We start from the raw sequence: 24312 nt of genomic DNA on the forward strand, positions 1-24312 counted from the left end.
TTGGTAACATTTTTCAAGTCGTTCGGGGGCGCAAAAGGGTCGCAGTTTTCCTAATGCGTTGAAATCAAACACTTTGTGGATAACTTTGTTACCGCTATAGTATATTGCGAGGTTGCAACCGCTCTGCTACATCCCCGGTGATTTTGATGCCCTGCCTGTCCTGGCGGGGTTTCTTCACGCCCCCGGGGTAGCCGCAGATGCGCGAATTCGGGGCCAAAAGTATCGGAAGGGTGGACGTGTCCGAACCAGCTTCGATTTCCGCAGGCATCGCCGAGCGCTATGCCACTGCGATTTTTGAGATCGCCAAAGAGAACAATGACCTTGCGGGTCTGGAATCCGGCATCAATGATCTGGCAACCGCCCTGGGCGACAGCGCCGAACTGCGTGGCCTGATCGGGTCGCCGCTGATTTCGCGCGCCGAACAGGAAGCTGCGATTACCGCGATTGCCGACAAGATGGGGCTGAGCACCGTGCTGCGCAACACGCTGGGCCTGATGGCGCAGAAGCGTCGCCTGTTCGTTGTGCCGCAGCTGGTGCAGGTGCTGCGTGACATGCTGGCGGACGAGCGTGGCGAAGTGACTGCCGATGTCGCATCGGCCAAGGCGCTGACCAAGACCCAGATGGAAAAACTGTCCAAGACGCTGAGCGCGAATGTGGGCAAGACCGTGACTATCAATGCGACCGTCGATGAAAGCCTCATTGGCGGTCTTGTCGTTAAAGTGGGCTCGAAGATGATCGACAGTTCGATCCGTTCGAAGCTGAACTCCCTACAGAATGCAATGAAAGAGGTCGGATAAATGGGAATCCAAGCTGCAGAGATTTCTGCAATCCTGAAGGACCAGATCAAGAATTTTGGTCAGGAAGCAGAAGTGGCCGAGATTGGCCGCGTGTTGAGCGTCGGCGACGGGATTGCCCGTGTGTATGGCCTGGACAATGTGCAGGCCGGTGAAATGGTCGAGTTCCCGGGCGGCATCATGGGTATGGCGCTGAACCTGGAAAGCGACAACGTCGGCGTCGTGATCTTCGGTTCCGACCGGGACATCAAAGAAGGCGACACCGTCAAGCGCACCAACTCGATCGTGGACGTTCCGATCGGTGACGAACTGCTGGGCCGCGTCGTGGACGGTCTGGGCAACCCGATCGACGGCAAGGGCCCGATCAACGCTTCCAAGCGCGGTGTGGCCGACGTCAAGGCGCCGGGTATCATCCCGCGTAAATCGGTGCACGAGCCGATGGCAACCGGCCTGAAATCGGTTGACGCGATGATCCCGATCGGCCGTGGCCAGCGGGAACTGATCATTGGTGACCGCCAGACCGGTAAAACCGCCGTGGCTCTGGACACCATTCTGAACCAGAAAGTTTACAATGACGCAGCGGGCGACGACGAGTCGAAGAAACTGTACTGCGTTTACGTGGCGGTTGGTCAGAAGCGTTCGACCGTTGCGCAGCTGGTGAAGAAACTGGAAGAATCCGGCGCGATTGATTACTCGATCGTCGTGGCCGCTACCGCGTCCGACCCGGCGCCGATGCAGTTCCTGGCACCCTACGCCGCGACCGCGATGGCCGAGTACTTCCGTGACAACGGCCGCCACGCTCTGATCATCTATGATGACCTGTCGAAACAGGCTGTGTCCTATCGTCAGATGTCCCTGCTGCTGCGCCGTCCGCCCGGACGCGAAGCCTATCCGGGCGACGTTTTCTATCTCCACTCCCGCCTGCTGGAGCGTTCGGCGAAGCTGAACGAAGATTTCGGTGCAGGCTCGCTGACCGCTCTGCCGGTAATCGAAACCCAGGGTGGTGACGTTTCGGCGTTTATTCCGACCAACGTGATCTCGATCACCGACGGCCAGATCTTCCTGGAAACCGAACTGTTCTACCAAGGCATCCGTCCTGCTGTGAACACCGGTCTGTCGGTTTCGCGTGTGGGCTCCTCGGCTCAGACCAACGCGATGAAATCGGTCGCTGGTCCGGTTAAGCTGGAACTGGCTCAGTACCGCGAAATGGCGGCCTTCGCGCAGTTCGGTTCCGACCTCGACGCCGCAACCCAGCAGTTGCTGAACCGTGGTGCGCGTCTGACCGAGCTGATGAAACAGCCGCAATACTCGCCGCTGACCAACGCGGAAATCGTCTGCGTCATCTTCGCGGGCACCAACGGCTATCTCGACAAGATCAACGTATCTGATGTTGGCCGCTACGAGGCCGGCCTGCTGGCGCATCTGCGCGGCAAGCATGCCGACCTGCTGAAGTGGATCACCGACGAAGACCCGAAGATCAAAGGTGACGCGTCCGACAGGATCAAGGCAGCGATCGACGAATACGCCGCGACCTTCGCTTGATAGGAGGTTCCGATGCCTAGTCTGAAGGACCTTAAAAACAGGATCGAGTCGGTCAAATCGACCCGCAAGATCACCAAGGCCATGCAGATGGTCGCGGCTGCCAAACTGCGCCGCGCCCAGGAATCTGCCGAAGCCTCGCGCCCCTATGCCGAGCGGTTCAATGCCGTGATGGCGGGGCTGGCGGCTTCGGTCGGGGGCAGCGACAGCGCCCCCAAGCTGCTCCGTGGTACGGGCAGTGATGATGTCCATCTGCTGGTTGTGATGACAGCTGAACGCGGCCTGTGTGGCGGCTTCAATTCGAACATCGCCAAGCTGGCCCGTCAAAAGGCGGACGAGCTGCGCCTGAAAGGCAAGACGGTCAAGATCCTGACCGTCGGCAAGAAAGGCCGCGACGCGCTCAAGCGTGATTTTGGCGATCTGTTCGTTGGACATATCGACCTGAGCGAGGTCAAGCGTCTGGGGTATTCCAACGCGCAAGACATCGCCAAGAACGTCCTGTCCCGCTTTGACGGGGCTGAGTTCGATGTTGCCACGATCTTCTACTCGAAGTTCGTCAACGTCGTGACCCAGATCCCGACGGCACAGCAGGTCATCCCCGCCTCTTTCGAAGAGACCGAGGGTGACGACGGCGGTGCCATCTTCGATTACGAGCCCAGCGAAGAGGCTATTCTGGCCGACCTGCTGCCCAAGGGGGTCGCGACCGCGATCTTCTCGGCCCTGCTCGAAAACGGAGCCTCGGAACAGGGTGCGCGGATGTCCGCGATGGACAACGCGACGCGCAACGCGGGTGAGATGATCGACAAGCTGACGATCCAGTTCAACCGTTCGCGTCAGGCCGTGATCACCAACGAGCTGATTGAAATTATTTCCGGCGCCGAAGCGCTGTAGAGACAAACCGGAGACGAAACATGGCGAATGCAAAAGGCAAAGTCACACAGATCATCGGGGCCGTCGTTGACGTGCAGTTCGATGACGCGCTGCCTGAAATTCTGAACGCGCTGGAAACCACCAACAACGGCAAGCGCCTGGTGCTGGAAGTTGCTCAGCACCTGGGCGAAAACACTGTCCGCACCATCGCGATGGACGCGACCGAAGGTCTGGTCCGTGGCGAAAAAGTGAGCGATACCGGCGCACCGATCTCGGTTCCGGTTGGTAACGCCACCCTGGGCCGCATCCTGAACGTTGTTGGCGAACCCATCGACGAAAAAGGCCCGGTTGAGGCAACTGAATCCCGTGCCATCCACCAGCCTGCACCGACCTTTGCAGAACAGTCGACCGAGTCGGAAGTTCTGGTCACCGGCATCAAGGTTGTTGACCTGCTGGCCCCTTACGCCAAGGGCGGTAAGATCGGCCTGTTCGGCGGCGCCGGCGTTGGTAAAACCGTTCTGATCATGGAACTGATCAACAACATCGCAAAAGTGCACTCGGGCTTTTCGGTGTTCGCGGGTGTTGGTGAACGGACCCGTGAAGGGAACGACCTGTACCACGAGATGATCGAATCGAACGTGATCAAGCCGGACAACCTGTCGGAAAGCCAGGTGGCCCTGGTTTACGGTCAGATGAACGAACCTCCGGGCGCACGTGCACGTGTTGCTCTGACCGGTCTGACCCTGGCGGAACAGTTCCGCGACCAGTCGGGCACCGACGTTCTGTTCTTCGTCGACAACATCTTCCGCTTCACGCAGGCGGGTTCCGAAGTGTCGGCCCTGCTGGGCCGTATTCCTTCGGCGGTGGGCTATCAGCCGACGCTGGCCACCGACATGGGCGCGCTGCAGGAACGCATCACCTCGACCAAAGCCGGCTCGATCACCTCGGTGCAGGCGATCTACGTGCCTGCGGACGACCTGACCGACCCTGCGCCGGCAACCTCGTTTGCGCACCTCGACGCGACCACCGTTCTCAACCGGGCGATCTCGGAAAAGGGTATCTACCCCGCCGTTGACCCGCTCGACTCGACCTCGCGTCTGCTCGACCCGGCCATCGTCGGTGAAGAGCACTACAAGGTTGCGACCGACGTTCAGCAGATCCTCCAGCGCTACAAGTCGCTGCAGGACATCATCGCCATCCTTGGCATGGACGAACTGTCGGAAGAGGACAAGCTGACCGTGGCCCGCGCCCGTAAGATCGAGCGTTTCCTCAGCCAGCCGTTCGACGTGGCGGAAGTTTTCACCGGTTCGCCTGGCGTTCAGGTTCCGCTGGAAGAAACCATCTCGTCGTTCAAAGCGGTTGTGGCCGGTGAATACGATCACCTGCCCGAGGCGGCCTTCCTGATGGTCGGCGGTATCAACGAAGTGATCGCCAAAGCCGAGAAGATGGCCGCGGCGGCTGCCTAAGGAGTATCCCTGATGGCAAACACGATGCAATTCGATCTCGTCAGCCCGGAGCGGAGCCTTGCTTCGCTTCAGGTGAGCGCGGTCCTGATCCCCGGCGCGGACGGGGACATGACGGCGATGCCCGATCATGCCCCCACGATCACCACGCTGCGCCCGGGCATCCTCAAGGTCGAGGCACCCGAAGGCACCAGCGAATACATGGTGACCGGCGGGTTCGCCCAGATCAACGGGGATGCGATGTCGGTGCTGGCCGAAAAGGCCATTCCGGTGTCGGAAGTGACCCGCGCCAATCTGGACGACCTGATCGCCGAGGCCCGCGCCTCGCATGAGGCGGCCAAGGAACAGGGCGACAACACCATCGTCGACGACGCAGCCAAGCTGCTGGCCGACATGGAGGCCCTGGGCACCCATATGAGCCTGTAGATCGAAATCTAAACGATTTCCGGCACGGCCCCGTCATAACGGGGCCGTATTTTTTTGAATGATTTGCCCTGGGCGATGCCCTACGGTGCAGTGATTCAAAGAATGTGATGGTTTCATGAAGAGTTTTTGTTCGCATCCGGTTGGAATTGAGCAGGGCGAAGCGGTGCTTTTCTCGGAATTCGAAAACGGTGGCGAGATGTGGACCGGAACGGGTCCGCGCGAACGCCGTCGGGCGGTACGTTTCAGAAAAATCTTCCACTCACCGCCGGCGGTTCAGATGAACGTGTCGCTTTGGGATGTGGACAATTCCTCGGCTCTGCGCGCCGAGGTGGCACCCGAGAATATCACCCACGAGGGGTTCGAGGCCGTCTTTCGAACCTGGTCCGACACGCGCATCGCGCGAATTCGCGTGTCCTGGATGGCCATTGGTGAAATCCCCAATGAGGATGACTGGAATATTTCGTAGATCCGGCAGCCCGGTCTGGTTCGGGGTCACGGCTTGCCACAAAATGTACACCGGTCGCGCTTGCGCATGCTCGGAGGGGCGTTGGCGCCCTTGCCGGTGGGAGGGGGGGACAGCGTCCCTCCCTCCGGAACCAGAGTGCGCCGCAGGCGCTCTGTCGGATTACGCGGTGCGGTACAGCGATTCGTAGATCGGGATCAGAGTCTTGTCCTCGAAAAGCGAGGACACGCTGGTGCCGTTCCAGATGTTCAGGATGGCCTGGGTCAGCAGCGGCGCGGTCGGTACCACGCGGATGTTGGCTGCATTCCGTATCGCGTCGGTGGGCTGAATCGAGTCGGTGATGACCAGCGATTTCATGACCGAGTTGGTCACGCGCTCGACCGCAGGGCCGCTCATGACGCCGTGGGTGATGTAGGAATGGACCTCTTTGGCGCCGTTGTCGAGAAGCACCTGAGCCGCCTTGCAGAGTGTTCCGGCGGTATCGCAGATGTCGTCCACGATCAGACAGATCTTGTCCTTGACGTCGCCGATCACCGTCATTTCGGCAATTTCGCCCGGTTTCTCGCGGCGCTTGTCGACGATCGAAAGCGGCGCGTTGATCCGTTTGGCCAATTCGCGCGCGCGGGCAACGCCGCCCACGTCCGGCGAGACCACCATCAGATCGGCCATCTGGTCCTTGAACTGGTGTTTGACGTCAAGCGCAAAGATCGGTGAGGCGTAAAGGTTGTCGACGGGGATGTCGAAGAAGCCCTGGATCTGGGCTGCGTGCAGGTCCATGGTCAGAACCCGCTCGATCCCGGCGCCGGTGATCATGTTGGCGACCAGTTTCGACGAGATCGGAGTGCGCGCCTTGGTGCGGCGGTCCTGGCGGGCATAGCCGAAATAGGGGATCACGGCGGTGATCCGCGCCGCCGACGAACGGCGCAGCGCGTCGGCGATGATCAGCAGTTCCATCAGGTTGTCATTGGCCGGGTTCGAGGTCGGCTGGATGATGAACATATCCTCGCCGCGGACGTTCTCGAAGACCTCGACAAAGATTTCACCGTCGTTGAACCGCTCGACGCGCGCATCGACCAGACCCTGGTCAACGCCGCGATGCAGGCTCATGCGGCGTGCGATGGTTTCGGCCAGCGGAAGGTTGGCGTTCCCAGCGATGAGCTTGGGTTCGTTGAGTGTCGGCATTGTTCGTGATCCCCGGGGCAGCGACAGGCTAAGTGACAGATTCGTGATGTTGACACCGCTTAACATGGGCTTACCGTCCCGCAAAGGTTCCGAAACGGAGAAAGTGAACATGGCCGATATCGACTACTTTTTTGCGACACTGTCGCCCTATACCTATCTGGCGGGCCAACGGCTGGAGGAGATAGCGGCCAGGCACGGCGCGACCATCGACTATAAACCGATGGACATTGTCGCCCTGTTCGGCCGGACGGGGGGCACGCCGCCCAAGGACCGTCATATATCGCGTATCGAATACCGGGCGCAGGAACTGGTGCGGCAGGCAAAGAAGCTGAACATGGAATTCAACCTGCAGCCCGCGCATTGGCCGACCAATGCCGCGCCGTCCTCTTACGCGATCGTTGCGGCGGTAAGGGACGGGTCCGGTGATGTGGGCAAGCTGTGCCATTCGTTTGTGCGGGCCTGCTGGGCCGAGGACAGGGACATCGCCCAGGACGAGGTGATCCGCGACTGTCTGGAAAAGGCCGGGTTCGATCCCGGGCTTGCAGATAGCGGGTTGCTGACCGGGGCCGAGACTTATGCCGCCAATCTGGAAGAGGCGGTCGATCGCGGCGTCTTTGGTGCGCCGTTCTATATCACGTCCGACGGGCAGCGGTTCTGGGGGCAGGACCGGCTGGAGGATCTCGACGCCCATCTGGCGGAGATGAAGGGGTGAGAGATCACGCCACGCTGCGTCAGGCATTCCATCTGCGCATGCTGGGGCAGGGTCCGCGCCAGGTTCTCGCGCTGCATTGCACCATCGCCCATTCCGGCGCGTGGCGGGGGCTGGCGGGGTACCTCGGGGGGCAGGCGACATTTGCCGCCCCCGACATGCTGTCGCATGGCCGCAGCCCGGACTGGGACGAAGAGGGCGATTTTCAGGACCGGATCGTCGAGATTGCCGAGACGCAACTGAGTGCGCCGATGGACCTGATCGGCCATTCCTTCGGGGCGACGGTGGCCCTGCGTCTGGCCGTCGAACGCCCCGATCTCGTGCGCAGTGCAGTGCTGATCGAGCCGGTTTTCTTTGCCGTCGCCGTTCAGGATGCACCCGGGCTGATCGAACGGCACGACGAGGATGCCAAACCCTATATGGATGCGCTGGCGGCAGGGGAAGAGGCGCTGGCGGCGCGGCTGTTCAACCGGATGTGGAGCACCGATGACAGCCCGCGCTGGCCCGACTTGCCCGAAAGCACACGGGCGGCGATGATCCGCGGCTTTCACGTGGTGCCGAAGGTCGATGAAGCCCTGTTCCGGGACCGCGCAGGCCTGTTGCAGCCGGGCGTTCCGGACCGCGCCGCGATGCCCGTGCTGCTGTTGCGGGGATCGCTGACGCATCCGGTGATCGCCACCATCAATGACGGGCTGGCGCGCCGGTTGCCCGACGCCGTCAGCGAGGTGATCGGCGGGGCAGGGCACATGGTGCCGATCACGCACCCGCAGCAGACGGCGCAGCGGATTGCGGCCTTCTGGGCGCGTATCTGATCAGGCGAGAAGTGCCAGGAACTGGTCGATTTGCCGGTCGTCGATCGACCAGTCGCAAACCAGACGGCAGGCCAGCGCCTCGGCATCGTCCGCCCCCTCAAGCTCTGCGCCCCACAGGTGATAGACCGCGCCCGCGTCATGCAGGCGTTTGTGGGTGCTGCGGGGGAAGCTGGCAAAGATCATATTGGCCTGCGGTTCGTGCAGGAACGCGGCCCCCGCCGCGCGCAGACCCTCGGCCAGCCGGGCGCAATTGGCGTTGGCCCGACGCGCCGAGCGAAGCCACAGGTCGTCCTTGAGATAGGCCGCCATCTGAGCCGACAGAAAGCGGTGCTTGGAGAACAGATGCGCCCCGCGCTTGCGACGCAGTTCGAATTCCCAGGCTTTGCTTTCGTCGAAAAACACAACCGCCTCGACCCCCATGCAGCCATTCTTGGTGCCGCCGAAACTGACGGCGTCGACGCCCGCCTTCCATGTCATTTCGGCGGGCGAGCAGTTGAGCGCCACCAGCGCATTGGCAAAACGCGCGCCGTCCATATGCACCGGCAGGCCATACTCTCGGGCCACCGCGCACAGCGCCTGCACTTCGTCCACCGAATAGACGGATCCACGTTCGGTGACCTGGGTGATCGACACTGGTCCGCGCTGCGGTCCGTGCACGCCCCGCGTCTCTTCACCCGCGATTGCACGGCGCAGGGCTTCGGGTGTCATCCTGTCGCCGCCAGGAACGAGGGTCAGCTTGGCGCCGCTGTAGAATTCGGGCGCGTTGCATTCGTCTTCGTGGATATGCGCGACGGGCGAGCAGAACACGGTTTCCCACGGCTTTGACAGCGTGGCCAGGGCCAGCACATTGGCCGCCGTGCCGGTCGCCACCAGATAGACCGCTGCACCGGGGGCCTCGAAGATGCCCCGGATGTGATCGCGCACCTCGTTCATCAGCGCATCCGCGCCATAGGCCATGGCATAGCCCTGATTAGCGTCCGTCAGCGCCTGCAGGACCTCGGGATGTGCGGGGCCGGAGTTGTCGGAGGCGAAATACATCAGGTCGGTTCCTCGATTATGTGGTCTTCCCACTCTTCCTCGGGCGTCTCGAATTCCGAGACGGTCTTATAGCGCACCGACACGCCGGCCTCGTGCACACTGTCGGGGGTGCCCGAGATCAGCGGGTGCCAGTCATAAAGCGGTTTGCCTTCCCAAAGCAGGCGGTAGGCGCAGGTTGCCGGCAGCCAATAGGCATGGGTGTCGATATTGTCCGGGCGCATCACGATGCATTCGGGCACGAACTGGTGGCGGATATCGTATTGGGTGCAGCGACAGGTTTCGTCATCAAGCAGGCGGCAGGCGACGCAGGTTAGCGCCACCTCGCCGCTGTCCTCGTCTTCCAGCTTGTTGAGGCAGCATTTGCCGCAGCCGTCGCACAGCGCCTCCCATTCCTGCGGGTTCAGCTTGCGCAGCGGCGTGCGTTCCCAGAAACGCGGGGCAAGGCCGGTGCGGTCGATGGGGTCCCTGTTCATAGCGCCGCCAGAATGCCGCGGGCTTTGGTGCAATCGGTGTCCATCTGCGCAATCAGCGCGTCGAGCCCTTCAAAGGTCATCTCGGGGCGCAGATAGTCGACCAAACCCACCGACAGTGTGGCCCCATAAAGATCGCCCGAGAAATCGAACAGGAAGGTTTCGATATTGGGCTGCTCGCCCCGGAACATCGGGCGGGTGCCGACCGAGGCCGCGCCGTGATAGCTGCCCTCGTGCGGGCCGTCCAGAACGTCCACCAGCACGGCATAAACGCCGAATTTTGGCTGGTGCAGACCTTCGATCGACATGTTTGCGGTGGGAAAGCCCAGTTCGCGCCCACGCTGTTCGCCGCCGACGACCTCGCCCTCGATCCGGTGCCAGTGGCCCAGCATGGTGGCAGCGTCGCGGGGGCGGCCCTCGGTCAGGGCGGTGCGGATCGCGGTCGATGACACCACATTGTCCGAGCGTTCCATCAGCGGCGCGACAGTCACGCCAAACCCCATCTCGCGGCCAAAACGCACCATGTCCCCGGCGTCACCGCTGCGGCCCTTGCCGAAACAGAAATCCGCGCCGACGACCACATGCGCCAATCCCAGACCTTCGCAGATGACGCCGCGGGCGAACTCCTCGGGCGTCAACCCGGCCAGCGCGGCGTTGAATGGCAGTTCATACAGCTTTTTGACCCCCAGCTTTTCCAGCCGGTGGGCACGGGTATTGCCACGCATCAGGCGGAACGGAGGGCTGTCGGGGGCAAAGAACTCGCGCGGGTGCGGTTCGAATGTCAGCACGCCCAGCGGCGCGTTGGGGGCGGCGTCGCGGGCAAGCTCGATCACTGACCGGTGGCCGATATGAACGCCGTCGAAATTCCCGATCGCGACGCTGGCGCCGCGATCCTGATCCTCGACGAACTGGTAATCCCGAATGATCCGCATGAGCGCCTGCGTAGCGGGACATCGGGCCATGTTCAAGCATGAGTTCCCGATTCGTGTACACCGCATTCGCACGTCTCCCATGGCAACCCGGAACGGCATCCGCGCCCGCCGCTGTCGTGCGCGGAAGGTGCATTGTCGTATCTATGTCTTGATCCGCGAAAAACTCGGGGTGTAGACTGGAACTCCGGTTGATGTAACCGCCCGTCAGATAAAGGTATTTGAGTTCCGGTCCCTGTTGTTGACGGGCCTGTCCGGAGGTAGGGCCTCATGTACAGAGTGCGCCTTTTCGCTATTCGTCATGCCCGATTCTTCGAGTGGGTCTACAAGCGCGTCGAACAAGGGATGGTCGCGCTTGACCCGGTGTTCGTCAGGATCGGCTATAACCGCGTCGAACGCCCAATTGCGCTGGTCGAGAAAGGCGTAAAGACGCTGCTTTTTGACTGCAAGATGTGCGGCCAATGCGTGTTGTCCTCGACTGGCATGTCCTGTCCGATGAATTGTCCCAAGCAACTGCGAAACGGGCCGTGCGGCGGGGTCAGGCCGGGAGCGTATTGCGAGGTGAAACCCGAGATGAAATGCGTCTGGGCGCTGGCCTGGGACGGGTCGAGCCGGATGCGCCACGGCCCGGAAAAGATCAAGCAGGTGCTGCCGCCGGTAGAGCACACCCTGAAAGGATCGTCGTCGTGGCTGCGGGTCAGCCGCGAGATCGCCTCCAAACGGCGCGAGGCCCGCGACGCCGCGCGCCTGACCCTGGCGCAGGCCTTTCCCGAGGCGCGCAGGAACGAGCCGTCCTCGGCTCCGCTGGCCAAGGAACCACCGCGCGCGACAACGCATCAGGGAGACGGAAAATGAGTGCAGCGTCTGGCAAGGATGTCGAGCCGTCCGGCTATGTTCCCACACCCGAAGGCTATGTCTCGCACAGTCGCCTGGAGCGGGTCTTGCGTTCGGGCCGGTTCGCGGTGACGGCGGAACTGAACCCGCCCGACAGCGCCGACCCCGAGGATGTGTATCAGGCGGCCCAGCCGCTGGGCGAGGTGGCGGACGCGATCAACGCAACCGACGCCTCGGGGGCGAACTGTCACATGTCCTCGATCGGAATATGCGCCTTGCTGACGCGGGCGGGCTATTCGCCGGTCTACCAGATTTCCTGCCGCGACCGGAACCGGATCGCCATTCAGGGCGACGTGCTGGGCGCGGCGGCGCTGGGGGTCAGCAATGTGCTGTGCCTGACCGGTGATGGGGTCGGCACGGGCGATCAGCCGGGGGCGAAACCAGTCTTCGATTTTGATTCGCTCACATTGCTGCGCACCATCCGGACCATGCGTGACCAGGGCAAGTTCCTGTCCGGGCGCAAGATCACCCGCCCGCCGCAACTGTTCCTGGGCGCGGCCGAAAACCCCTGTATCCCGCCCTATGACTGGCGCCCCAACCGTCTGGCGAAAAAGATCGAGGCGGGGGCCGAGTACATCCAGACCAACTATATCTACGATATTCCGCTGTTCGAGAAATTCATGGCGCGGGTGCGTGACGAAGGGCTGGACAAACAGGTCTATATCATCGCTGGCGTGGGCCCGGTCGCCTCGGCCAAGGCCGCGCGCTGGATGCGGTCGAACGTGCCCGGCATACATATCCCGGACCCCCTTATCGAGCGGATGGAAAAGGCCGAGAAACCTGCCGTCGAGGGCAAGAAAATCTGTATCGAACTGATCCAGCAGATTAAGGAAATTGCGGGCGTATCCGGCGTGCACGTGATGGCCTATCGGCGCGAACACCTGGTTTCCGAGATCATTCTGGAATCCGGAGCGCTGAAAGGGCGGGCGAAGTCACGCAAAAAATAGTATGTCTTCGCGGCGCGGATCACCCGACAATTTAAGACGGCAATCCTGCCTGCTGCAACCGATCTATTAGCGTCTGCGCTGTGCTGCGATCCTGGTAGCATTCATTGAAACGAACAAATTCGACAGTCAGTTCGGCATCATGCCCCATCGCTTCGGCCACGTTCGCGCGGGCTTGCGGGATGTCGCCCATGGCGATCCTTGAGGCAGCTTTGTACAGCAAGCTCCGCCGCGTCTGAAATGGCAGATTGCGGGCGGCATTCAGAACGTCGTCATACCTTTTCAGATGATACAGCGCCGCAATCCGTTCTTCGGAAATCCACGGGGGCAGGAATGGGTCAAGCGTTCCGGCGCGGTCGAGCAGCGACAATGCGGTGTCGGGCTCGCCTGCAAAATTGTGAAACGCAGCGCATCGGCCAATGACATATGCGTCGTTTGGGGCCAGTTGGATTGCCTTGCGGTGATAGGGGCGCGAGGCGTCGAACTTGTGCTCCAACATCAGGATCGAGCCCATGATGCGATTGGCTTCAGGATCGTTGGGGTCGAGTTCCAGAGCCCGTTCAGTACGCCGCCGCCCGTCGTCCCAGTCATAGTCGGGCAACCCGGATGCCGAACACACCCACATCGCCTGAGCCCTGGCAAAATTCGGGTCGATATCGATAGCCTTCTCAAACCAATGCAACGCCTTGTGAACGTTCTGTTCGGTGACACCTGCTCGTCGGTGATAGTCCAGCCCCCGCAGGTAGTATTCGTAGGCGGTCAGAGAACCTGCCGGTCGCCGGCGGGCAGTCTGGGTATCAGCTTCCAGAACGCGCCCTGTTACGGTTGCGGTTACACGGGCAGTAATCTCTTCCATCATTTCGACGAATTCATCGAAGGGGCGCTGGATGCGGTCGGTCCAAAGAACCTGTCCGTTCTCCGTTTCGACAAGGTTGAGGTTCAGTCGCAGCTTCGACCCCAAAGACCGTATGGAGCCGGTCAATATGAACCGGACGCCCAACTGATGGCCCGCCGCTATAGGATCCCGATTGGAAAGGCCCATCGAGGCGGTGGCCGATACCACGAACAACTGCTTCATTCGCCCAAGATCGAGGATCAGATCCTCGGTCAGCCCGTCGGCAAGCGTATATTGGTCGGTATCGGCGGAACTCGCCGAGAGCAGGGGCAGAACCGCAATCGAATGCGGACGTTTCGTGTGTACACCCAATTTGAACTGCTCGCTGGCCCGGCCCCGGAAACGAACGATTTCTTCCCGGACGCGAAACACGTGGATCGGTTCTGAAATACCTTTGAACCGACGCTCACCCAGATCGTCGAACACACAGGGCGAGTTGCGACGGACCTGATCGAACAGGCTTTGGCTAGTGTCAATTGCGCCGGGATCGGCCGCAGATTGAATGCGGGCCGCGATATTCACGCCATCGCCGCGTAAATCTCCGCCGACATCGACAACATCCGCCAGATGCAGGCCAAACCGCATGTCCGAAACGGTCGATTTTTGTGCTGCGTTGATCGCGCCACGCGCAGCCATCGCCGCCCGCAACGCGTTCACAGGACTCTGAAACTCGGCCAGAACGGCATCGCCGGCTTGGTTGAAAACCCGACCATCATGCCGGTCTACGGTTTCGGAAACCACCGCGAGCCGATCCGAAAAACTGCGAATGGCACGCTCTTCGTCCTGCTCCATCTGGCGTGTGGAGCCGACGATATCGCCGACCAGTATCGTAGCCAGCCTGCGCTGCATGTCTTCTCCTGTCCGCAGTAACGACAGGAAAACTGTATCTTACTTGCAGGCTTTCGCCAAATCTTGTGGTTCAGTCGAATTTGCGCGACGGGGCCAGCACCATGGCCTCGCCGACCAGCACCTTCTTGCCGTCGACCGCACAGTGGCAATCCAGCTTTACCCGGCGCTTGCCGATGTCGATGTCAACCACCTTGACCTCGGCATAAACCATGTCGCCGGGGCGCACGGGAGCGAGAAATTTCAGGGTCTGCCCCATATAGACAGTGCCGTGGCCCGGCAGTTGCTCGCCGATCACCGCCGAGATCAGGCCCGCCGTGAGCATGCCATGGGCGATGCGCCCCTCGAAAATCGTGTCGCGGGCATAGTCATCGTCCAGATGCACCGGATTCCGGTCGGTCGAGACCTGGGCGAACATCTCGATATCTTCATCCGTCACCACTTTGCGCAGGTGCCGGGTCATACCCATCTCGATGTCTTCGATGCAGATGGTTCCGCGCGGAAGATTGTCCAACATGTCGCCCTCTCGATATTGTGGCCGGGTAACAAAGCGTCATTTTCGGCCTGTAGCTGGCAACTTTATTACTTCGCACTCGCAGAAAATCAAGCCTTATTTCCGCTAGCGCAAACGCCCGATCGAATAGGTCGGGCTCATTTTTTCCTTTGTAATATAATCCATTAGCGCCTCGGGGTGAGGCTGGACCGATGTTTTTGTCTCGGATGCGGCCAGTCCGCCGGTGATGAACAGGGAATCGATGCCTTCGCCCATGCCTCCGGCGATGTCGGTATGGGGGCCGTCGCCGATGGCGAGAATCTCGGAATCGGGGATATCGACGCCCAGCGCGGCCAACCTGCGGCGGGCCAGATCATAGATCGGCGGATGCGGCTTGCCGAAATAAAGGCTCTCGCCGCCCATCTCGGTGTAAAGCTTCGCCAACGCGCCCGCGCACCATTCGCGCACCTCGCCCCGGTCGACAACGATATCCGGGTTGGCGCAGAGCAGTTTCAGGCCCTTTTGCTTGGCATAGAGAAAATCGGGACGGTTCACATCTGGATGCGCCTGCGGGTCGAACGGGCCGCAACAGACGATGCCTTCGGCCTCGTCCAGCGGCACGCGATCGATGTGAATGGGATGGTCCAGCAGTTTCAACGGCTCAAAGAACCCCTCGTCGCGCTGCCATTCTCCCATGAAATAGACCTTGTGCCCGACAGCCCCCAGAAACATCGCCGAACGCGCGGAATCGCCGCTGGTGGCAATGGTGTCATAGCAATCGTCGGGCACGTTGAAATGCCCCAACTGCACTGCAACGCCCGCCCGCGGTTTGGGTGAATTGGTCACCAGAACCACCTTGCCGCCCGTCGCGCGATAGTCCCTGAGCGCCGCGACCGCTTCGGGAAAAGCGGTGATGCCGTTATGCACACAGCCCCACAGGTCGACGAACAGCGCCTTGTAGCGGTCGGAAATCTCGGCAAGCGAGGTGACGATTTGGGTCATGTGGGCCTCTGGGTCTGAAATCGGAGTTCTGACAGCTATGGCAAAGCTTTTGCCGGTTGACCATCCCGCAACGCGAATCCGGGATCGATCCTGCCCCTAGTCGTCGTTGATGATTTCTTCGACGTCGGGCGCCTGCTGGACATTTTCAGTTCCCAGAATGATCTGTGCGCCAATTCTGGTCTGATACCGGATGATGGCCAGATATCCCGGCCCCAGCTCGGTGTGCAGCACATCGACCAGGGGCGTCTCTCTCAGCTTGTCTGGCAGCAGGTCCGCGACCGATGACGTTTTGAACTGTGCTTCGACGGGTAGATCGACGATCAGCCAGACTTCGGCCTGTTTGCGTTGGGCGTTTACATCGATGCGGATGATTTCCACGGAAATGGGATCGGCCCAATCGCGAATGGCCTGCGCAACCTGCGCCTCGGTGCGGGTTTCCAGATAGCGATTATAGGTGGATTTTCCCAATTGGATGACTACCAAGGTCAGAAACGCCAAGGTCACGAAAACACTGGCGGTAAAGTTCAGCTTGCGCTTGCCCTTGCCCGAAATGACCGAACGCGCGGCATAGATAATGTAGACCGTACAGGCCGAAAGGATAATCGCACCAAGGTTCGTGGCGAACAACAGCCCGGCCTCATAGGCTTCGGCGGGTTCGCCAAAATACAGCAAGATGCCCGAGGCCGAGAGCGGCGGAACAAGCGAAACGCCAATTGCGGCACCGGGCAGCAGGCTGAGTTCCGACCGGTTGATCTGGACATAGGCCCCCGCCACGCCGGCGGCCAGCGCAACGATCAGATCCTCGGTCCCGGGATCGGTGCGGGCGAGTACCTGATCGGGGATCAGCACGCCACGCGGAACATCCGCGACGTAGACCAGAAGCCAGGCCAAGAGAACGCACAGAAACGCCGCGCCGCAGACCGTCAGGGCAAGAACCAATGCGCGTTTTAGCCACCCCATGACCATGGCCGCCGCCACGCCCAGAATTGGCGTCATCAGGGGTGCGACCAGCATGGCGGCAATGACCACGGCCCCGGAATTGCGCAGCAATCCCATCGTGGCAATCACGACGGACAGGGTCAGCAGCATGGCAAAGCGCCGCCAGTAGGCTGCCTTGTCCCGGCCCTCAAATCGCAGGATATCCCGCGTTGTACTGAACTTGCGAACGCTCATGTCAGGTGTCTGGTTCGGGATGGCACAGGGGCCAACAAGGCCAAACTACCAAGGGATTCGGTTCCTGCAAATCCTTGGCCCCGAAGAAAAAGGCGCCCGTCCGGGCGCCTTTTGTCTGGATATGCGTTGCGATCAGACCTTGAGGTTCGGAATGATCTGCTTTTTGCGGCTCATGATGCCGGGCAGAACCACGGCGTCGCCGTCGACGGTGGCGCCAAAGCTTTTCTCGGCCACGCCCTTGACCAGATCATTGGGAACCAGCAGGGTCGCCTCTTCGTTCAGGATGTCCACCACGAACAGCAACACCTGATCGACGCCATCTTCTTGGGCGACTTCGGCCATCGAGCCGGTCAGGCTGGCCTTGCGGTCCAGCACCACGCCCGGCGCGGTGGTTTCCAGAACGCTGACGCGGAATTTGGTGCCGTCGACCTCATACTCCTTGCTGTCCATGCGGATCAGTTCAGCGTCCGAGAACGAGGACACATCCGATTTGGCCGCGAACATGTCGGCGGCATAGGCCGGGATGTCGAGACCCAGATCGGCCGCCAGTTTCTCGGCCACTTCGCGGTCATGGTCGGTGGTGGTGGGTGAACGGAATTCCAGCGTGTCGGACAGGATGCAGGTCAGCGCCGCGCCCTTGATGGCCTCGGGCATTTTGGCGGCGTCATCACCCATCAGGTCGATCATGATGGTGGCGGTGCAGGCCAGCGGGCGCACGGTGATGTCGATGGGGCCCTTGGTCTCCAGTCCGCCGACCAGCTTGTGGTGGTCGATGATGGCGCGGATATCGGCACCGTTGATATTGGCGGGCAGTTCGGCGGGGTTATTGGTGTCCACGATCACCACCGGCGCGCCGTCTTCGACATCGGTGATGATGGCCGGTTTGTCGAGGTTCCAGCGCTCCAGCATGAAGGCGGCCTCGGTGTTGGGCTCGCCCAGCAGAACCGGGGTCGCGGCGACGCCTTTGACCTCGTTCAGGTACCAGGCCCAGACGATGGGCGAGCCGGTCGAGTCGGTGTCGGGGGATTTGTGGCCAAAAACTTGGGTGGTCATGTCAGCGTCCTGCGAATTGGAATTTTGCGCGCCTTATAGGGCGGTCGCATCGGCTTGTCACCCGGCAGAACGCGGCATGCGACGGTTGGTCTGATCCGGCACTCAGATGTCAGAATTCGGCGCGTTTCAGGTCATACCCGGACTGTTCGAGCTGATGGAGCAACCCTTCTTCCCCGGCTAGGTGGCCGGCGCCCACGGCGATCACAGCGGTCTGATCCTGAATGTCCAGGATATGGGTCAGCCAGTTCCGGTTTCGCTGCACGACAAGCTGATCTTCGAAGGTCGCCCATTCGGTGTCGAATTCGTCCTGCGAAATCCCGGAAGTCTCTTGCCCGAGCAGCCGCGCCACAAGCAGAATCTCGGCATGTCTTTCTTCCATATACGCGTTGGCCATGGTCACCATGTGGTCGTCACCGGCCGCGAAAGCGTCGGTCATGCGGACGATGGATTGCGCCTGTTCCTCGATCGGATGGCTTTCGAAAATCGCAATCAGGTCATCCACCTGCTCCAGTGAATGCTGCGGGATGTCATGCGCCTCGGCCAGTTCGGTCAGGCGCCGGTCCATGCCCCTGTCCGCACCCGGCGTTTGCACGATGCAGGGCGGGATGCCCAGCATCATGCTCAGAAACCACGGCTTCATCTTGGCCGCCATCCAGCTTGCGATGCCGCGTTCGGCCAGCCGCTTGGACAGCGCGGCCCAGCTTTCCTCATCCAGCAGATCGATCAGAGTCGGGCCCGAGGTGATCAGGACCGGGCTGAAATCGGTGGCAAGTCCCCGTTCGAAAGCCTCCATGTCGGTTTTCTTGACTTCGAACCAGAACGCGTCGGCTTGCGACAATGTGGGTGTCAGCCGTTCGATAATCGCATCCATGCGCGGGTCGCTGGTGTGGAGTGTTCCGACCAGATGCAGCGTCGTGTCGCCCTTGCGCGCTATCCAGTGGTTGCCCTCGGCAAAGGGGATCGTCGCCAGATCCGCATCAAGCGCGGCGCGTTCCACGGGGGTCAGATCCAGCCGCAGATCGCGCCCCTCGCAGGCGGCAATACCCGCCAGCGGCGACAGGCAGGCAATCAGAAACGCAAGAAGAAAACGCATGAAACCATCCATGTTGTAGTATTCAGAACTCGGCGCGGGTCAGGGTGTAGCCGCTGTTTTTGAGCAGGTTCAGAACCCCGTGCCGACCCGGAAGATGCCCCGCCCCCACCGCGACCACAACCGTCTGTCCCCGGGTGTTCAGGATCACCGGCATCCAGGACCGATTCCGGTCCACCAGGATCAGGCGGTCATATTGCTGCAACAGGCGCGTCACCTCGCGGCGCGGGATGTCGATGTCGCGATAGAGCGTCCATTTCTGGATCAGCATGGCTTCGGCCAGCCGTTCCTCGAAATAGGCGTTGCCGAGGGTGACGACCTGATCGTCATAGTTCAGACTGCTTTTGATATCCAGCTCCAGCAGGCGCAGCTGATCGCGCACCGGCTGACCCGACAGGGCGCGCATACCGTCACCGACATGTTCGAGCGAACCCACCGGGACGCCGCTGCGGATGGCCATGCGTTCGATGCGCTCGTCCAGACCGGCATAGGCGGCGATTCCGCGCCCGCCGCAGCCCGAGCGCGACAGGGCCAGCGAAATGTACCATGGCTGCAGCCGCGCCAGCACCTTGGGCTCCAGACCTTCGGGGCGCATGCGAAGTTTCAGCATGCTCCAGTCCTCGGCGGACATCATGTCCGCCAGCGTCGGGCCGCGCGGAATCAGGAGGAGGTCGGGGTTATTCCGCAGCACGTCATCCAGCCGGTTCATTTCGGCCCTGGTGACCTCCAGCAACACCGCATCGGCAGAACGGATGATCGGGCGCAGATTGCGCATGACGCGCCGCATGCGGCTGTCACCGTTGTGCTGCGTGCCGATCACGTGAATGCGCCGTTCGCCGCGGCTGGCGACCCAGTGGTTGCCATAGGCGAAGGGTACCTTGCGGATTTCCTGTTGCAGGCGCTGTTCATAGGTTGGCGTCAGGCGGTGCCGCAAATCGCTGCCGGTGCACCGCGCCTGCGCCACAGATGCCGAAACCAGCAGCATCAGGGCGAAAAGCGCGCGAATCATGAAGTGTCTCCCGAAGCGGTGTTCCGGCCCCATTGTGGCCCGTGGCCGGGAAGGGCCGCAAATGCAAATTGCGCACCGCGCCGGATTGAGGCAAGCATGTGGCATGGAGCGCGAACAGGATCTCTATACCCCGATCAAGGCCTTGTTCGAACAGCAGGGATATGAGGTGAAGGGCGAGGTCGGCGCCGCCGATGTCGTCGCCCGGCGCGCGGATGAGCCGCCGGTGATCGTCGAGTTGAAACTGCGGTTTTCGCTGTCGCTGTTCCATCAGGCCGTGGCGCGGCTGAAGCTTAGCGATCATGTCTATGTTGCCGTGGTCAAGCCCCGTGGAAAGACGGCGCGGCGCGCCCTGCGCGACAATCTGAGCCTCTGCCGCCGCCTGGGTCTTGGCCTGATCACGGTCCGCTCTGATGGCCGCGTCGAGGTCCATTGCGATCCCGGACCCTATGCGCCGCGCAAATCCGCCAAGCGCACGGCAAGATTGCTGCGGGAATTCGATCGGTTGCAGGGCGACCCCAATTCCGGCGGCGCGACCCGTCACGGCATTGTCACGGCCTATCGTCAGGACGCCCTGCGCTGCGCTGCCCATCTGGCCGAGCACGGTGCCACCAAGGGTGCGGCGGTCGCCGCAGCGACCGGTGTCCCTCCGGCAACCCGGATCATGCGGGACAATCACTATGACTGGTTCGAAAAGGTGGAAAAAGGTGTCTACAGCCTGACCGAGGCGGGCAGGGACGGCCTCCGGCACTGGGCCTACAGTTGGGAAGATGATGGGTGACCGTTAAGCCGGGTGGTTTGGTCAAGCTCTGCATCAGTCAAGTTATGCGGTACAGCGGCGATTGCTGGCGCTGTAGCTCCTCGGGGTTTCAGGCAGTCCGTCGTGAAATGAAATCCGCGACAAGATGCGCGATGAGAGGGGACAAGGCAGGCGTGATTATGTGACCCATACCTTTGATGGCATGAAATTCGCTGTCGGGAATGCAGGCAGCGATCTCTTCACCCAGTTCCAACGGAATCAGGGCGTCGTCGGTTCCGTGGATTATCAGGCAGGGCAATGTGACCTCTCGCAGCGCGCTGCGCCTGTCGGGCGCGTTGACGATTGCCAGGACCTGCCGGTTCATGCCCTGGTCATCGACCCCGCGGGCATAGGCGCGGGCCGCCATGGCGCGAATGTCGTCTTCGGTCATCGGATAGCCGGGACTGCCCCACATGAAATGCTCCTCGACCTGATCGTCGAGATATTGTTCCAGCGTGCGGGGCCTCACCAGCAGGCTTTCTGCTAGCCTCAGAAACCCGGCAGCGCCGTCGCTCGTGCGTTCGGCAAACGGCCGGCAAGCGGTCATGACCATCGTCGCGCTTAGCAAGCGGTCGGGATGGTCAAGGCAAAGCTGCTGTACGATTGCGCCCCCCATCGAAATTCCGAAAACATGCGACCGGGCAATCCCGAGCGCATCCATCACGCCAACGACATCCGCCGCCATATCCTCGATCCCGTAAGCTTTGGGCAGGGGGCCACCCCGCCGGATCAGGTCGAGAACCGCATCCGCGCTGCTTGAGGCGTCGGGGGAAGGACAACGTTGCGACAGGCCCACATCGCGGTTATCGAAAAGAACCATCCGGTAACCGGTGTCCGCAAAGCCGCCAATCAGTTCATCCGGCCAATGGGCCAGCTGGCTTCCCTGTCCTCTGATCAGGATCAGGGGCTTGCCATCGCGGGGCCCGTGCTCTTCGACTTCCAGCGCGATATCGTTTGCTTTTATCTGCATTCTGTCCCCCCGTCGCCCGCATGTTCATCGCGGCACTTGAGATGCCGCCCTTCCCACCCTATTTCCGACGTGGCGCGAGGCAAGCTCGCATTTCGGAATGCCCCGATACAGCCCGCCGAAAAAAAAATCGCCGACTTGTTGACATGCCGATTTTTACTGCCTAGCTATTCGCCGTTATCACTCGACGTTGATGAGTGCTAACGCTCCCGCAGATGCGGGGGGAGGAATAACAAACTTTGAGCCCAAGGAGCTGCAAAGATGGCATTGAAACCGCTTCATGACCGTGTGCTGGTTCGTCGCGTGGAAAGCGAAGAGAAAACCGCAGGCGGCCTGATCATTCCCGACAGCGCAAAAGAAAAGCCCAGCGAAGGCGAAGTCGTTGCAACCGGCGAAGGCGCACGCAAGGACAGCGGCGAACTGATCGCGATGGCTGTAAAAGCTGGCGACAAGATCCTGTTCGGCAAATGGTCGGGCACCGAAGTTCAGGTCAACGGCGAAGAACTGCTGATGATGAAAGAAAGCGACATCATGGGGATTATCGAGTAAGCCCGCGCGCTTCTCTGGCCCATCTACGCTTTAAATCAAACAAATTTCTCAAGGAGAAAGAACATGGCTGCTAAGGACGTCAAATTTACGACCGATGCCCGCAACCGCATGCTGGCCGGCGTGAACATCCTGGCCGATGCTGTCAAAGTGACCCTGGGCCCCAAAGGCCGCAACGTGGTTCTGGACAAATCCTTCGGCGCGCCGCGCATCACCAAGGACGGTGTTTCGGTTGCCAAGGAAATCGAACTGGAAGACAAGTTCGAAAACATGGGCGCGCAAATGGTGAAAGAAGTCGCCCAGCGCACCAATGACGAGGCCGGCGACGGCACCACCACTGCAACCGTTCTGGCACAGGCCATCGTCAAAGAAGGCCTCAAGCAGGTTGCAGCCGGTCTGAACCCGATGGACCTGAAGCGCGGCATCGACCTGGCGACTGCCAAGGTTGTTGAAGGCATCAGGGCCGCTTCGCGCGAAGTCAAAGACTCGGCAGAAGTTGCTCAGGTTGGCACCATCTCGGCCAACGGCGAAGCCGAAATCGGCCAGCAGATCGCAGACGCGATGCAGAAGGTTGGCAACGAAGGCGTCATCACCGTCGAAGAAAACAAAGGTCTGGAAACCGAGACCGACGTTGTCGAAGGTATGCAGTTCGACCGTGGCTACCTGTCGCCTTACTTCGTCACCAACGCAGACAAGATGATCGCAGAACTCGACGACTGCATGATCCTGCTGCACGAAAAGAAACTGTCCTCGCTGCAGCCGATGGTTCCGCTGCTCGAGCAGGTGATCCAGTCGCAGAAACCGCTGCTGATCATCGCCGAGGACGTCGAAGGCGAAGCGCTGGCAACTCTGGTTGTCAACAAACTGCGCGGCGGCCTGAAAATTGCTGCTGTCAAGGCACCGGGCTTCGGCGATCGCCGCAAGGCCATGCTGCAGGACATCGCAATCCTGACCGGCGGTCAGGTCATCAGCGAAGATCTGGGCATGAAGCTCGAGTCCGTCACCATGGACATGCTGGGCACCGCCAAGAAGATCGAAATCACCAAAGACGAAACCACCATCGTCGACGGTGCTGGCGAGAAGGCCGAGATCGAAGCACGTGTTGCTCAGATCCGCACTCAGATCGAAGAAACCTCGTCGGATTACGACCGTGAGAAGCTGCAGGAACGCGTTGCCAAACTGGCAGGCGGTGTTGCTGTTATCCGCGTCGGCGGCATGACCGAAGTTGAAGTGAAAGAGCGTAAGGACCGTGTGGACGATGCTCTGAACGCAACCCGCGCGGCCGTTCAGGAAGGCGTGGTCGTGGGCGGCGGTGTCGCTCTGGTTCAGGCCGGCAAGATTCTGATCGATCTGGAAGGCGAAAACGCTGACCAGACCGCAGGCATCAACATCGTGCGCAAGGCCATCGAAGCGCCGCTGCGCCAGATCGCCGAGAACGCAGGCGTCGACGGTGCCGTGGTTGCCGGTAAGGTGCGCGAGTCGAAAGACCCGGCCTTCGGCTTCAACGCGCAGACAGAAGAATATGGCGACATGTTCGCTTTCGGCGTGATCGACCCGGCCAAAGTTGTCCGTACCGCTCTGGAAGATGCATCCTCGGTTGCCGGCCTGCTGATCACCACCGAAGCGATGGTGGCCGACAAGCCGCAGAAAGACGGGCCTGCTGGCGGTGGAATGCCCGACATGGGCGGCATGGGCGGCATGATGTAATCTGCCTGGCCTTTGTGCCAATTGAACGGGGTCGCCTTTGGGCGACCCCGTTTCTTTTGTCTTATTTGCAGACAAGCCTCAGGCCGGAGTATTTAAGAAATTGAAGAACTGAGCGGTGGCGGGTCGTGAATGGTTGTGACCTGCGGCTGGCGATGGGATAAATCGCAAGCTCAAATGCGGTGTTGTGTGCGGCTTCGCCCGG

Annotated in this window: 25 protein-coding genes; 13 read left to right on the forward strand and 12 right to left on the reverse strand. The window is 61.1% G+C overall.

What is annotated here, in order from left to right; genetic code table 11:
• The first annotated feature begins 236 nt into the window (after positions 1 to 236).
• The 6 genes from ACR0AO_RS01315 (at position 237) to ACR0AO_RS01340 (ending at position 5558) form a co-directional block, all read left to right on the forward strand.
• Entirely contained in the window at positions 237 to 797 is a 561-nt protein-coding gene (locus tag ACR0AO_RS01315; RefSeq protein ID WP_480598955.1) for a F0F1 ATP synthase subunit delta, read from the forward strand.
• Positions 798 to 2336 carry a F0F1 ATP synthase subunit alpha gene (gene atpA / locus ACR0AO_RS01320; RefSeq protein WP_480598957.1) on the forward strand — a complete coding sequence of 513 codons (1539 nt, stop codon included), beginning with the start codon at positions 798 to 800 and terminating at the stop codon, positions 2334 to 2336.
• 12 nt (positions 2337 to 2348) lie between these two features.
• Positions 2349 to 3224, forward strand: coding sequence for a F0F1 ATP synthase subunit gamma (locus ACR0AO_RS01325; protein WP_480598959.1), 876 nt, complete (start codon positions 2349 to 2351; stop codon positions 3222 to 3224).
• A 20-nt stretch (positions 3225 to 3244) separates the two neighbouring features.
• Positions 3245 to 4669: a F0F1 ATP synthase subunit beta gene (gene atpD / locus ACR0AO_RS01330; RefSeq protein WP_480598961.1), complete on the forward strand. Its 1425-nt coding sequence runs from the start codon at positions 3245 to 3247 to the stop codon at positions 4667 to 4669.
• A gap of 12 nt (positions 4670 to 4681) precedes the next feature.
• The gene (locus ACR0AO_RS01335) at positions 4682 to 5092 is read left to right on the forward strand and encodes a F0F1 ATP synthase subunit epsilon (protein ID WP_480598963.1); all 411 of its coding nucleotides are present in this window, start codon (positions 4682 to 4684) and stop codon (positions 5090 to 5092) included.
• A 115-nt stretch (positions 5093 to 5207) separates the two neighbouring features.
• Positions 5208 to 5558, forward strand: coding sequence for an H-type lectin domain-containing protein (locus tag ACR0AO_RS01340; RefSeq protein ID WP_480598965.1), 351 nt, complete (start codon positions 5208 to 5210; stop codon positions 5556 to 5558).
• A gap of 159 nt (positions 5559 to 5717) precedes the next feature.
• Here the strand turns inward: ACR0AO_RS01340 and ACR0AO_RS01345 are convergent, their stop codons facing one another.
• Entirely contained in the window at positions 5718 to 6737 is a 1020-nt protein-coding gene (locus ACR0AO_RS01345) for a ribose-phosphate pyrophosphokinase (RefSeq protein WP_480598968.1), read from the reverse strand.
• 109 nt (positions 6738 to 6846) lie between these two features.
• Between ACR0AO_RS01345 and ACR0AO_RS01350 the strand changes: the two genes are divergently transcribed.
• Together ACR0AO_RS01350 and ACR0AO_RS01355 are read left to right on the forward strand one after the other, a co-directional pair.
• A complete protein-coding gene (locus ACR0AO_RS01350) occupies positions 6847 to 7449 on the forward strand; it encodes a DsbA family protein (RefSeq protein ID WP_480598971.1) in 603 nt (200 codons plus the stop codon).
• Positions 7446 to 8258 (forward strand): alpha/beta fold hydrolase, encoded by an 813-nt coding sequence (locus ACR0AO_RS01355; protein WP_480598974.1) that lies wholly within the window; start codon positions 7446 to 7448, stop codon positions 8256 to 8258. The genes ACR0AO_RS01350 and ACR0AO_RS01355 overlap by 4 nt, the downstream gene beginning before the upstream one ends.
• On the opposite strand, the gene ACR0AO_RS01360 is transcribed toward ACR0AO_RS01355, so the two are convergent.
• From ACR0AO_RS01360 to ACR0AO_RS01370, 3 genes are read right to left on the reverse strand one after another with little or no spacing between them, the layout of a single operon-like run.
• Complete coding sequence (locus ACR0AO_RS01360) at positions 8259 to 9296, reverse strand: threonine aldolase family protein (protein WP_480598976.1); 1038 nt, start codon at positions 9294 to 9296, stop codon at positions 8259 to 8261.
• Positions 9296 to 9769: a YcgN family cysteine cluster protein gene (locus tag ACR0AO_RS01365; protein WP_480598978.1), complete on the reverse strand. Its 474-nt coding sequence runs from the start codon at positions 9767 to 9769 to the stop codon at positions 9296 to 9298. Before ACR0AO_RS01365 ends, ACR0AO_RS01360 begins: the two co-directional genes overlap by 1 nt.
• Positions 9766 to 10698, reverse strand: a complete 933-nt coding sequence (locus ACR0AO_RS01370; RefSeq protein ID WP_480598981.1) for a bifunctional riboflavin kinase/FAD synthetase — start codon at positions 10696 to 10698, stop codon at positions 9766 to 9768. Before ACR0AO_RS01370 ends, ACR0AO_RS01365 begins: the two co-directional genes overlap by 4 nt.
• 267 nt (positions 10699 to 10965) lie before the next feature.
• Between ACR0AO_RS01370 and ACR0AO_RS01375 the strand changes: the two genes are divergently transcribed.
• Together ACR0AO_RS01375 and ACR0AO_RS01380 are read left to right on the forward strand one after the other, a co-directional pair.
• A complete protein-coding gene (locus tag ACR0AO_RS01375) occupies positions 10966 to 11550 on the forward strand; it encodes a methylenetetrahydrofolate reductase C-terminal domain-containing protein (RefSeq protein ID WP_480598984.1) in 585 nt (194 codons plus the stop codon).
• Positions 11547 to 12536, forward strand: coding sequence for a methylenetetrahydrofolate reductase (locus tag ACR0AO_RS01380; protein ID WP_480598986.1), 990 nt, complete (start codon positions 11547 to 11549; stop codon positions 12534 to 12536). Before ACR0AO_RS01375 ends, ACR0AO_RS01380 begins: the two co-directional genes overlap by 4 nt.
• A gap of 31 nt (positions 12537 to 12567) precedes the next feature.
• Here the strand turns inward: ACR0AO_RS01380 and ACR0AO_RS01385 are convergent, their stop codons facing one another.
• From ACR0AO_RS01385 to ACR0AO_RS01415, 7 genes are all read right to left on the reverse strand, one after another.
• Positions 12568 to 14277 carry an adenylate/guanylate cyclase domain-containing protein gene (locus tag ACR0AO_RS01385; protein WP_480598988.1) on the reverse strand — a complete coding sequence of 570 codons (1710 nt, stop codon included), beginning with the start codon at positions 14275 to 14277 and terminating at the stop codon, positions 12568 to 12570.
• A 70-nt stretch (positions 14278 to 14347) separates the two neighbouring features.
• A complete protein-coding gene (locus ACR0AO_RS01390; RefSeq protein ID WP_480598990.1) occupies positions 14348 to 14791 on the reverse strand; it encodes a MaoC family dehydratase in 444 nt (147 codons plus the stop codon).
• Positions 14792 to 14893: 102 nt separating this feature from the next.
• Positions 14894 to 15769 (reverse strand): TIGR01459 family HAD-type hydrolase, encoded by an 876-nt coding sequence (locus tag ACR0AO_RS01395; RefSeq protein WP_480598992.1) that lies wholly within the window; start codon positions 15767 to 15769, stop codon positions 14894 to 14896.
• A gap of 96 nt (positions 15770 to 15865) precedes the next feature.
• Positions 15866 to 16942, reverse strand: a complete 1077-nt coding sequence (locus tag ACR0AO_RS01400) for a DUF389 domain-containing protein (RefSeq protein WP_480598994.1) — start codon at positions 16940 to 16942, stop codon at positions 15866 to 15868.
• 132 nt (positions 16943 to 17074) lie between these two features.
• A complete protein-coding gene (locus tag ACR0AO_RS01405; protein WP_480598996.1) occupies positions 17075 to 17995 on the reverse strand; it encodes a manganese-dependent inorganic pyrophosphatase in 921 nt (306 codons plus the stop codon).
• 109 nt (positions 17996 to 18104) lie between these two features.
• The gene (locus ACR0AO_RS01410) at positions 18105 to 19088 is read right to left on the reverse strand and encodes a TraB/GumN family protein (RefSeq protein ID WP_480599001.1); all 984 of its coding nucleotides are present in this window, start codon (positions 19086 to 19088) and stop codon (positions 18105 to 18107) included.
• Positions 19089 to 19110: 22 nt separating this feature from the next.
• Positions 19111 to 20094, reverse strand: coding sequence for a TraB/GumN family protein (locus ACR0AO_RS01415; protein WP_480599003.1), 984 nt, complete (start codon positions 20092 to 20094; stop codon positions 19111 to 19113).
• A 103-nt stretch (positions 20095 to 20197) separates the two neighbouring features.
• Here ACR0AO_RS01415 and ACR0AO_RS01420 point away from each other — a divergent pair, with 103 nt between their 5' ends.
• The gene (locus ACR0AO_RS01420) at positions 20198 to 20872 is read left to right on the forward strand and encodes a DUF2161 domain-containing phosphodiesterase (protein ID WP_480600813.1); all 675 of its coding nucleotides are present in this window, start codon (positions 20198 to 20200) and stop codon (positions 20870 to 20872) included.
• Positions 20873 to 20960: 88 nt separating this feature from the next.
• Here ACR0AO_RS01420 and ACR0AO_RS01425 read toward each other — a convergent pair whose 3' ends face one another.
• Positions 20961 to 21860, reverse strand: a complete 900-nt coding sequence (locus ACR0AO_RS01425) for an alpha/beta fold hydrolase (RefSeq protein WP_480599005.1) — start codon at positions 21858 to 21860, stop codon at positions 20961 to 20963.
• A 258-nt stretch (positions 21861 to 22118) separates the two neighbouring features.
• On the opposite strand from ACR0AO_RS01425, the gene groES reads away from it, so the two are divergent.
• Both groES and groL read left to right on the forward strand, forming a co-directional pair.
• Positions 22119 to 22406 carry a co-chaperone GroES gene (gene groES, locus ACR0AO_RS01430; protein ID WP_010441779.1) on the forward strand — a complete coding sequence of 96 codons (288 nt, stop codon included), beginning with the start codon at positions 22119 to 22121 and terminating at the stop codon, positions 22404 to 22406.
• Between the two features lie 63 nt (positions 22407 to 22469).
• Positions 22470 to 24110 carry a chaperonin GroEL gene (gene groL, locus ACR0AO_RS01435; RefSeq protein ID WP_480599007.1) on the forward strand — a complete coding sequence of 547 codons (1641 nt, stop codon included), beginning with the start codon at positions 22470 to 22472 and terminating at the stop codon, positions 24108 to 24110.
• Positions 24111 to 24312 lie beyond the last annotated feature (202 nt).

This window comes from Ruegeria sp. AF8 (assembly GCF_056541825.1).